Annotated in this window: 11 protein-coding genes; 1 reads left to right on the plus strand and 10 read right to left on the minus strand. The window is 33.8% G+C overall.

Going from position 1 to position 9,809, the window contains the following annotated elements:
* Nucleotides 1–184: 184 nt before the first annotated feature.
* The 9 genes from Q0505_RS07500 to Q0505_RS07540 form a co-directional block, all read right to left on the minus strand.
* On the minus strand, nucleotides 185–613 hold the full coding sequence (locus Q0505_RS07500) for a DUF4268 domain-containing protein (RefSeq protein WP_299210813.1): 429 nt from the start codon (nucleotides 611–613) through the stop codon (nucleotides 185–187).
* Between the two features lie 87 nt (nucleotides 614–700).
* Nucleotides 701–1,660 carry a hypothetical protein gene (locus tag Q0505_RS07505; protein WP_299210816.1) on the minus strand — a complete coding sequence of 320 codons (960 nt, stop codon included), beginning with the start codon at nucleotides 1,658–1,660 and terminating at the stop codon, nucleotides 701–703.
* 446 nt (nucleotides 1,661–2,106) lie between these two features.
* Nucleotides 2,107–3,657, minus strand: a complete 1,551-nt coding sequence (locus Q0505_RS07510) for a hypothetical protein (RefSeq protein ID WP_299210819.1) — start codon at nucleotides 3,655–3,657, stop codon at nucleotides 2,107–2,109.
* 124 nt (nucleotides 3,658–3,781) lie between these two features.
* Nucleotides 3,782–4,249: a DUF1572 domain-containing protein gene (locus Q0505_RS07515; protein WP_299210823.1), complete on the minus strand. Its 468-nt coding sequence runs from the start codon at nucleotides 4,247–4,249 to the stop codon at nucleotides 3,782–3,784.
* A gap of 3 nt (nucleotides 4,250–4,252) precedes the next feature.
* Entirely contained in the window at nucleotides 4,253–4,768 is a 516-nt protein-coding gene (locus Q0505_RS07520; RefSeq protein WP_299210826.1) for a DUF4231 domain-containing protein, read from the minus strand.
* Between the two features lie 278 nt (nucleotides 4,769–5,046).
* A complete protein-coding gene (locus Q0505_RS07525) occupies nucleotides 5,047–5,631 on the minus strand; it encodes a hypothetical protein (protein WP_299210830.1) in 585 nt (194 codons plus the stop codon).
* Between the two features lie 253 nt (nucleotides 5,632–5,884).
* The gene (locus tag Q0505_RS07530) at nucleotides 5,885–6,514 is read right to left on the minus strand and encodes a CPBP family intramembrane glutamic endopeptidase (RefSeq protein WP_299210833.1); all 630 of its coding nucleotides are present in this window, start codon (nucleotides 6,512–6,514) and stop codon (nucleotides 5,885–5,887) included.
* A 209-nt stretch (nucleotides 6,515–6,723) separates the two neighbouring features.
* Nucleotides 6,724–7,242: a mechanosensitive ion channel domain-containing protein gene (locus Q0505_RS07535; RefSeq protein ID WP_299210836.1), complete on the minus strand. Its 519-nt coding sequence runs from the start codon at nucleotides 7,240–7,242 to the stop codon at nucleotides 6,724–6,726.
* Between the two features lie 31 nt (nucleotides 7,243–7,273).
* Nucleotides 7,274–7,720 carry a nuclear transport factor 2 family protein gene (locus Q0505_RS07540; protein WP_299210839.1) on the minus strand — a complete coding sequence of 149 codons (447 nt, stop codon included), beginning with the start codon at nucleotides 7,718–7,720 and terminating at the stop codon, nucleotides 7,274–7,276.
* Between the two features lie 142 nt (nucleotides 7,721–7,862).
* On the opposite strand from Q0505_RS07540, the gene Q0505_RS07545 reads away from it, so the two are divergent.
* Nucleotides 7,863–8,492, plus strand: coding sequence for a LysE family transporter (locus tag Q0505_RS07545; RefSeq protein ID WP_299210842.1), 630 nt, complete (start codon nucleotides 7,863–7,865; stop codon nucleotides 8,490–8,492).
* A 295-nt stretch (nucleotides 8,493–8,787) separates the two neighbouring features.
* Here Q0505_RS07545 and Q0505_RS07550 read toward each other — a convergent pair whose 3' ends face one another.
* Nucleotides 8,788–8,976, minus strand: a complete 189-nt coding sequence (locus tag Q0505_RS07550; RefSeq protein WP_299210847.1) for a hypothetical protein — start codon at nucleotides 8,974–8,976, stop codon at nucleotides 8,788–8,790.
* Between the last annotated feature and the right edge of the window lie 833 nt (nucleotides 8,977–9,809).

Raw genomic sequence — 9,809 nt, forward strand, 5'->3', positions numbered from 1 at the left:
CTATATACGAAGTTGGTACTCTTTATTTTGACCCAAAAAGATCGGATCTGAGGATTTTTTCGCGAAAGCGTATATTTGAAAAATTATTCGAAAAGAGTAGTATATTTATATTGCATGTCTAGTAATAGCTTATACTCGCTATTAATAAGTGTTGAGTTTACTTTTAAGCAGTATGCTTTATAATTCAAGAGGTGATATACTCTTTGTATTCTAAAAAGAAGTTTTCTAGTTTATTCATATAGGTATTGAAAAACTCAAATACTTCTGGCCAGGTAGTTTTGTTATGAATACTTACGTTTTCTAATGATACATAACAACGGGAGACGATTTTACCACTAGGGAGTAGATAGTGTTCATCAAAAATAAGTTCCGACGAAACATCTTTAAGTACTATCTTTTTAAGACTGATGAGTTTATCAAAATAATAGGTTCTATCGATTTCATCATTAGCAGCACTTTCTATAGCGACCATCGCTCTTTTGGTATCAAAATCAAATTTTAGTGCAAAATCTTTTATACCTGTATTATATAAAAGCCACTTTCTCGGATATCGTTTTCCGAAAAATATCCAAAATTGTTGTCGTATTTCTTTTGATTGCTCTTTGCTAAACATGGTTAAATATAGCTATAAAAAAATGAGGACTCATTATGTATGAATCCTCATTGCTATTGTCATTTGAGTACTAAATTATCGTACAATTTATAATGCAGTGGTAGTGCCTGTTCTCCCGTTCCAAGACCAAGTTCCTGATAAGGTAGGGCTACAATCATTTGCTACATACATTTCAGGAAGACCTGCAATAGGAATCGCTGATGTGTAGTTGAAACTCCATGCTGCCTCTATACCATTAATCATGGAGGTTTGTCCTCCTGCACTTATACCACCTCCAACATTTCCTACAAATGGAACAATAAGGTCTATAATGACAGGTTCTGTCGTTGGTATTACAACTCCAGGTGGTGCGCAAGCAACTGCTATGTTTGTATCAAAATCCTCTGCGGTATTACTAATAAAAGGAATCATTGATCCTGCGTGGCTGATGGACATGGTTATAATTTCTTGTGTGATAGCAGTACCGTTTATTCCCATAAACGAAACAGGTGTTGCCGTATTTGTAGACGGATTTGCCATAAGATCCCAATTTCCAAAAAATGTAGGATCAGTAGAATCAACATAGCTACCAACAATGACCAAAGGATCGACACCTCTTGTTGTTTTGGCTAAAATTATATACGCTTCTGTATCAGAACTATCCATCATAACATTAGTCACTTCTGGACTTCTATGGTCTGTGAAGTCGATATCAAAAGCTCCACTTTCACCTTCAAAGTAAACAATGTCTTTACTTCTAGATTGCTGTACGCCTTTAAATTTTAATTCTTCTCCGTTTACAAGTTGTATAAGTGCCGTATACCGAGTATCAAGACCAGCATTTACATAAATCTTACCGTGTAACTCTTGATTTAAGTGGTGACCAAATATACCAACATATTTTCCTATTGATGTATCGTCGTACTGAGAATCAGGAATAAATGTTATTAGATCTGCAATTTCTGGAATGTTTTTGTCTATAGTTATTGTTTGAATATCACTGTCTTCAGTGCTACAACTTATGATACATATTGCAGCAAATGCTGCGATTAATACTTTTTTCCCCATTATAATTGTTTTTAGTTTAGTGAGTCTATAAAAGTAAATTATAAATTAAACTTTACAAATTTATCCTCTATATAATTAATAGTTTCTATAGTAGGAATATACGTAGTTTAAAAGTATTTTTTATAGATAATCGGTATTTATGAAACCTATAGGTAGTGTTAGCAATTAGTGATGCAAACCTTCGTGACACGGTTTACATACGGAGACCCTGCCTTTTTTGAGTTTTATGTTTTAGTTCTGATTCTTGACTCCTTTGAATCCTGTTTCCTTTTTCGTACTTCGTCAAGCTCAGCATAAACTTCTGCATCGCTATGCTCTTTGAAAGCGGAAAAAAGAGAGCACAGAATATAGAGAAAAGAGTATAGACACTTTTTGAGTAACATTAGAGCAAAACAAAAAAGCCATTTCTTAAAGAAACAGCTTTTAAAATATGTGTATGCTATTTATTATTCTGGCAACTCAATACTTTCATAAGCACCTAAATCAGGAGCGGTGGTGCGGTTAGTGCCTTTGATATCAAAAGGGAAAAGGTTAGCAGCACTTTGGAAGCCTTGTCCGTTGCCAGCGGTTTCTTCGCCTACTTGTAAGAGGTTGTTAAATGGATTTTGAAAATCAGGATTTCCGCCACGGATAATGTCTGTATATAAGGTGGTGTTGGTAAAATCATATAACGGATCTTCATCAAAATTTCCAAACGTATCATCAAAACGTAAAAGCGTATTCCTAAAATTGTAATTAAAGTCGGCATCTTCGTCACGATTAAATCCAATCTCCTCGCCTTGGTTTCCGAAAATGATCGAATTGGTGAAATTAGCAGAAAGACTAGCGACATTGAGGGTATCTCCAACAAGTAAGGTATTGTCCAAAAACACCGCAGGGGTATCTCTAAAACTTTGGGTCCAGTAGTTCGCAAACGTACAATGTGTAAAGTTATAACTACCGCCCAATTGCACTAGCATCGCAAACTGTCCACAATTGTTGATGACGACATTATGACCTTCTACAATAGAGAAACGGTTGAGTAAACCTACGGCAGAAGCATTATAAATTTGTGTATTGCTTAGGGTAAGATTAGGATTTCCTGTTTGTGTAATGGACTCATTTAGAATCCCTACAGTCGCATTTTTTATAGTCGCGTAGTCTATTTCATTATTGACACTGCCATCGGTAAGTAGGATCGTACCCCATTGTCCAGGGGTTTCAGAAAACGAAGTTTCTAAGCGATCGCCTTCAAAAATAACTTCATTTTCTAGAAGTTCTGCATCGGTACTTAAGGCACCATTGATGTCAAGGGTACCATTATCACCGACAATAATCCCGCTATCTGCATGAAAATGGACACGCGCACCTGCTTCTATGGTTAAGGTTTTTGGTGTACTTCCATCTGGAGAACCCACCGCCATATAGCCATAAATGACATAGGGTTTTTCGTTGGTAAAAGTTAATTCGTCATCGGTAAGGAAACGTCCTTCTAAGGTGGTTTCTACGCCGTTTATGGTTAAGGTTTCTACCATGCCTGTGGCATCGTCCCGATCGGCGAAAAGGAAAATAGCATCTTTAACCAAGGTGACTAATTCGACTTTTTGTTGAATAGGACCGCTGTCAAATTCAATCGCATCGGTACTTAAAAACTCTAAACTTCCAGCGCCAACATTATTAATATCGGTCGTGGTTTCGACAAAAACAAAAATACTATCGTTAGCGAGTATTTCTACATTTTCAAACGTACGTCCCGCAACTCCATCTACATTGAGACGATAATCTGAATCTTCGCCTGTTGTCAACCGAACCGTCGGAATATTAATGGTTTCGTCAGAATCGTTATAGACCTTCAAATTAAACGTACTAGAGCCTATGTTGGTAAAGACGGTATCTAAAAAAATCGTGTCTTTAGAAAAGCGTAGATTTCCCGTACTGGGTGTGGTATCAAAATCATTACGACAAGAACTTGCCAAAATAATACAACCTAAGATGAGTAATGTATAAATACTGCGCATTCAGAAAAATTTTATAACAAATATAACTTTTTAGCGAAAGCAATATTGCCTTGATATAGGATTAGTTTTTCTTGGATTCTTTTAGGGAGGTGTACGCTTTCGCGAAAGCGTATAAAACCACACTTTACTGTGCTCTTACTATTTTCTTAAGAATTGCGATTTGTCCTACATGGTAATGTGTATGCTCAACGATACCTTGTAGGTTTCTGTAGTAGTTTCCATACTTCTCATCTGCAAATTTTTCCCATAAGGTATCTTCGGGAAGTTGTTCTATGAGTGAAGCAAAATGAGCTGCTGCTTTGTAAGTCTTTTCTAAAAAGGTATCCCAATCTTCTTTGGAGCGAATAGGAGGATGGTCAAAACTGTAGATATCCTTCCCGTCTAACGGACCTCCTTCTAATACTTTGGTGACCGTTACTACATAATAATGAATATGATAGGCAAGTGTCGCGATCGTATTGCAATTGTATATTTGTGTGGTGGCTTCTTGCCAAGTAACATCGGCAAGCTGATCTTTAAGGTTAGAAGAGGTCCAATTTCCAGAAAAATAGACATCCCTCAAATGTTTTGCTATGTGTTGTATGGTCTTCATCTTTTACTCCTTTTTCCGAACCTTTATAATAAAAGTATCTACTTCTTGTCTTTTGATAGCTGTGATGTTTTCAATAAATTTTTTAAACGCATCCTTCTGGTTTTGAGCATTCTCATAATTTCCGGTGAGTCCAAAAAAATCTTCTCCTTCATTTCGTATAATTTCTGCATTTCTTCTGTAATGCTTCCATCGTTCTTCAAATTTAAAATGTCTATTTAATGCGGTGGCTATTGCGATAGTAAGCCCTAAAATACTGATAACAGTGATCGAAGAGATTCCAATTTCTGAATTCAACTTGCTTTGTTCAATAACGGGAATTAAGATCCCAACAATAATAACGAGCAATTGCAAAATATTAAAAAACAGGCTATCTTTTATAGCAAGTCTATCAAGATATTTTAAATAATCCAACCAACTAATTTTGAATAAGATTTTATCTGTTTCTGACAATTCACTTAGTTCAATTAATTGATGATAGGATTTGAAATTTTCTTTTGAATTAAAGTACCATCTAGTCATCATTATATTTTTTAAATTATAAATAACCCATTGTGCATTTTGCCAAAATAGCTGTTATTTGGACGACTAATCTCCATTCTTTTCCTCGAGTCCTAAAGGATGGAATGAAGATTTCTGCTATTCACCCTTCAGGGAGGGGAAAAAATAAAGAAATCTAATCAAAATACACAACAAATTATAAATAATGTATTTATATAGAATTAGTTGGGGCTTTCAAGAGTCTAATTTAACAAATAAAAACTGAACCTGCTTTCTGGAAAATGTAGACTCCCTTTTTTTTAGTTTTTGTATTTCTTTAAATAGTCTTTTGTTTTTTCAGGAAATGTAGTGGTATTGTATTCAAAATCAGAAACCCATTCAAATGTGCAGATCGTAAACCCATCAAAGCATTCTGTAGGAAGTAAACCAAAGGCTTTTAGAGTAATTAAAAATCGCTCCAAACCGCCAAAAGGATAGTTGCCTGTAGAAAATTCGATTATGCCTAAGTGTTGATCTATTTTTTTGAGGTGATCAAAATCTACCTCAAAGCCATATTCTAAGTAATTAAAAATAGAAAGTACTTCTTGAATCCCAAGCGATTGTAGTTTTTCGTTATCTACTTTTAGATAGTTCTCTAGAAATAGATGTGTATATTCTGGTATGAATTCACGATATCTACGCACTTCAGGTTCTTCATCCAAAAAATCAATGAGTTGCTTTGTAGCTTTCTCAACTTCTTCCTCTGTCATGCGGTCCCAATCAAATTCAGGACCTTCCTCTTCAAACTGAAACCCAGGTTTTCTTATGTTTACTAGATGTTCGTATAATTTTTGAAAGTCTTCATATTTTGAAGCGTCCTGTATGTTGAATTTGATGTAAAGCATTTAATTTCCTATATTTTTTATTTTAGTAAAATCCTTTTTTATAGTGCTACGAAAGAACCATTTAAAATAGCTAGTTAGGCTCATCTCAATTTTTTAATTCTGGTGTTTTTTTTATACGCTTTCGCGAAAGCGTACTTAGGCAGAAGTTTAGATGGAGTTTGAATCTTAGTGAAATCATAGTATAGATAGTTTCTTAGGTATATTTTGCAAAAAAAAAGGGCTTAACCATAAAAATAATGAAAAGAAATAAGTCTTAAACTTGTTTTAATTTTAAGTAAGTAATAGATAATACGAGCATCATCATAAACCCAACAAGTCCTATGATTCCTGCTTCAGGGCCATAGTCTCCGCCAGTCAATATATCAGACCCATTGTTTTGAATACTGTAGAATGAGTTTACAGCTTTGTTCCCACTCATCGTAAATCCGATTTGAGTTTGAGCAAAATTCCATGACAGATGCAATCCAATGGACAATCCTAAATTTTTAGTAATTATAAACGGAATACACCAAACCATTCCGTTAATGGAAAGAAATATAATAGAAAGAAGAGAAGCATTGTTAGTGCCTATATGCGCGAGTCCAAAAAGGACAGATGATAACATAACCGCAATCAAAATGGCTTGTTTTTTGGTGACGGTTTCTGATTTGAATCCATCATAGATATTGGTGAATAGATAACCTCTAAAAAATGTTTCTTCCAGTACAGCGACCAGAAACATTTTAAATGCAAATAGAAGCAAACTTGAAAGACTTGGAATTTTAGCTGCTACAGCAACAGACAAAATACCTGTTACTTTTCCAATAAAAAGTAGGAAAACGACTGAAAAAGAACCGATGATGATACCCACCAGCAAATGAACAAAAGTTTCTTTTCTGAACACTAAACCATAGGCTGAAAAATCTCTTTTGTCTAAATATTTCGAGCTAAGGTACAGACCTAGTATAAGAATAAGTAAAGCACCAAAGAATTGTATAAAAGAATTCTTAAGAAGAATTAAGGGAGAAATCGCAAGTGCTACTAAGCAAACAAATATCAGGATTCTCCAAAGAGTTCTTAATTTAGTATCATTGAAAAATAAATTTTGATGATTCATTCCTGTTCGCTGATACTATGAGAAGGTTCTCTTTTGATCATTTTCTGAATAAAAATATTATTAGGTAAGCTTATTTCCTCGTTTTCTTCCGTTTTAATCGTCACAAAGAATAATCCAATATTGCTAATCCTCCCTTTGATTTCGTACTCTTTTGCTTCCATAATAGTAACTGTATCTTCTATTTTGACAGAGTGATTAAAAAAGAGAATAATACTGGAAGTGATGTTTGATAGAATGGACCATTGTGCAAAAAAGGCGACTCCAACAACAGTAAGAATCGAGCCAACATACGCAGCAACATCAGATTGGTTTACTCCCCAAATAATTAAAATAAAAGTAATACAAACAAATAGTAAGGTAAAGTTGATTGCTTTTTTAATGATTTTTCCACGAGGTTTTTGTATCAACTTCATGGTCATATTTTTATTAATAAGTTTGTTAGAAGTTGTTCTTGTCAAGATATATATTCCTACAACCACTAGACTTTCAAAGATTTTAGTATAAAGTATTTCCATATTGTTTATTAACTGTAGTTTCTTGTCGTGTTTAGTTTTTTGAAGATTGCATGCGCATTGGTGTCATTGTTCGCGCCTTAAGTCGCCATACGCCATCTTCTTTTACAAAAGTACTAGAATACCGAATTTTTCCAGGAACAGGTCTATTCATAATCGTTCCTTTCATTTCTAGAATGCCTATGATAATGCCAACGTGTTCTGTTGTTATCATTTTGTCAATAGTTACATGAATTGATGAAATACTAAGATTTTCCACACCATCAATGGCTTGTTTCTTATTTTCTATCATACCAGGTGCTGCAATCAACACAAAATCCTCTGTGGCTACTTCGTTGAGAGGTTTTGTATTCTTATGCAAAGCATATTCCGTGAATAGATATTCGTTTAATTTTTCCAATTCCATTTCTTGAATAGTATCAGCGTTTTGTCCCAAGAGGATCATCGGAATCATGAGTAGCGCAATCAGTACTTTTTTCATAAGGATGTTTTAAAATTTTATGAGTTGACGTATACTTCAAAGTTAGTATCTAAAAAGGTACAACCTTTTTGAATTAAACTAAAAGTGAAACGTAGTATTATATAAAATCTTTAAGTTGTTTATTTGCGCCTAGAAATATAGTATGATCTTTTTTACCTGTTTACTTTTAGGATTTGGCATTGCAGTTTCGGGCAGTATCGTACCTAGTTTTTTAAATCTAACGGTCGTAAAGTTTAGTTTAAAAAGTGGGAGGAAATCGGCTTTGTATCTGATTGGAGGTTTTGCTACGGTATTATTTTTTCAGGCAAATATAGGAGCGTATTTGTCAAGTATTTTGATGAAAAATTCAGAATATATTACCCTTATTCAACAAGTAGGTACAGGAATACTTATCCTTTTATCTATTAATTTTTTCAGATTGTATTTCGCTTCAAAAAAAGAGAAAAAAAAAGTAGAAATAGATAAGTCAAAAGCATATTTACACGGCATCTTTATGTCTTTGCTGAATACGTTTGCCATCCCATTTTATTTTACATCCATCTCATTTTTAATAGGATTAGAGTATTTTGAATATTCTTTGCAAAATAGTTTGTACTTCTCTATCGGTTCTACTATAGGCTCCTTTTCGCTATATGCTTTGTACGCCACAGTCGCCACCAAAATCGAACATAAACTTACTTATATTGCTACAAAAATAGATTTTATTTTAGGCTGTTTAACAGGCGTGGTAGGTCTTGGGAATCTGATCTATTTACTATTTATTAAAAAATAAAATTTATGGTGTTAGTTCATTCTTTAGAATGGTAAACTAGAAACACTTTAAAACGGTACTAAATTAAATTTTTACGCTTCCGCGAAAAGATATACTAGTGGCTTTCTCGATTTTTATTTAAAACTTAAAATGCGAACAGCGAGAAGCAGGGCAGTGTAAGGAAATAGGATTCCCAAACATCACGATCATCAACAAAAAATAGCAGAAAACCACAAGCCTTTTGTAGGTGATTTTCTGCTATTTTGTATATGATTTAAGCGATCAATTCTATAAGCGAACGCCTACTAGAAACTGATTAGTTGCATAAACCGTCTCCATAATCCTCATCTGTCCAACTGATACACCTTCCAGCACAATCACAGGACGAATAACTAGGGCAGTGAGAGTCATTATAACAAGAGACATAAGATGCTCCTGAAATTGATTTTAATTCGCTTTTATTGAGCACACGGACTCCGTCTATTTTCAACATACTTTTTTTCATACTATTTAATTTTTTAAGTGATACCCATTGTGCTTCGCGCACAGGATGTACTTAAAAATACAAATATTTTATAAAGGATTATTTAAGAAGGTGTTAATGTTTTGGGGAAGGGTTTAAAGGTTTTGATTGAGTGGTTGGGTTTTGAGAATGTTTATGAGATTTGAAAGAGGTTTTGTTGGGAGTATTGATAATGTCAGCAGTTGCAAACTGGTGGGAACGAGGGTAATCTATGTCCCAATTTTAGCAAACTAAAAACAAGCATATTAAAATGCTCTAAAGACGATCTAAAAACAGAACAGAGGTGCTAAAAACACCTCATAGTATAGCATATCTTCCTAAAATAGGTTTCTACTCACCTATAAAATCACAACATATATCTCACGCAAAACCCATAGTACCTGCATACGGTTTAGTCAACACGATCTTCAGACTTTGTGCTACGCACAGTCCGAAGACTTAGTTATTGGCACCAGTTTTTTGTTCAGTTTCATATAAATTCAAATCGTCTTTAATTTTATAAATGATAAGGATTATTAATTTCAATAATATTTGATAATCGTTTTGTTGTTCATCTTCCGAACTACTGTTTGTTCCGTGCAAATATTTATTTCGTAAATCCATTCCATTCGAAAATTCTTTTTTATTTAGGTAATAGTTCAAATATTTTCTTTCTTCAATGGTAAATAATGTGTTCTCGAATTTTACCATTTCCTTTTTTTCCAACTAATTCTTCATATTTTAAAAATACAAAATTTGAACTTTCACTCCAACTCAACATAGCTGAGTACATTTTATTTATACCTATAAATTTTCTATTTTTTTCATTTATAAAA

The sequence above is a fragment of the uncultured Dokdonia sp. genome (genome assembly GCF_937910895.1).
Taxonomy (GTDB): domain Bacteria; phylum Bacteroidota; class Bacteroidia; order Flavobacteriales; family Flavobacteriaceae; genus Dokdonia.

Coding starts and splice junctions, on each gene's coding strand:
- Q0505_RS07500 (WP_299210813.1), bottom strand. CDS start 613: ATGTTTAGCAAAGAGCAATCAAAAGAAATACGACAACAATTTTGGATA.
- Q0505_RS07505 (WP_299210816.1), bottom strand. CDS start 1,660: ATGGGGAAAAAAGTATTAATCGCAGCATTTGCTGCAATATGTATCATA.
- Q0505_RS07510 (WP_299210819.1), bottom strand. CDS start 3,657: ATGCGCAGTATTTATACATTACTCATCTTAGGTTGTATTATTTTGGCA.
- Q0505_RS07515 (WP_299210823.1), bottom strand. CDS start 4,249: ATGAAGACCATACAACACATAGCAAAACATTTGAGGGATGTCTATTTT.
- Q0505_RS07520 (WP_299210826.1), bottom strand. CDS start 4,768: ATGACTAGATGGTACTTTAATTCAAAAGAAAATTTCAAATCCTATCAT.
- Q0505_RS07525 (WP_299210830.1), bottom strand. CDS start 5,631: ATGCTTTACATCAAATTCAACATACAGGACGCTTCAAAATATGAAGAC.
- Q0505_RS07535 (WP_299210836.1), bottom strand. CDS start 7,242: ATGGAAATACTTTATACTAAAATCTTTGAAAGTCTAGTGGTTGTAGGA.
- Q0505_RS07540 (WP_299210839.1), bottom strand. CDS start 7,720: ATGAAAAAAGTACTGATTGCGCTACTCATGATTCCGATGATCCTCTTG.
- Q0505_RS07545 (WP_299210842.1), top strand. CDS start 7,863: ATGATCTTTTTTACCTGTTTACTTTTAGGATTTGGCATTGCAGTTTCG.
- Q0505_RS07550 (WP_299210847.1), bottom strand. CDS start 8,976: ATGAAAAAAAGTATGTTGAAAATAGACGGAGTCCGTGTGCTCAATAAA.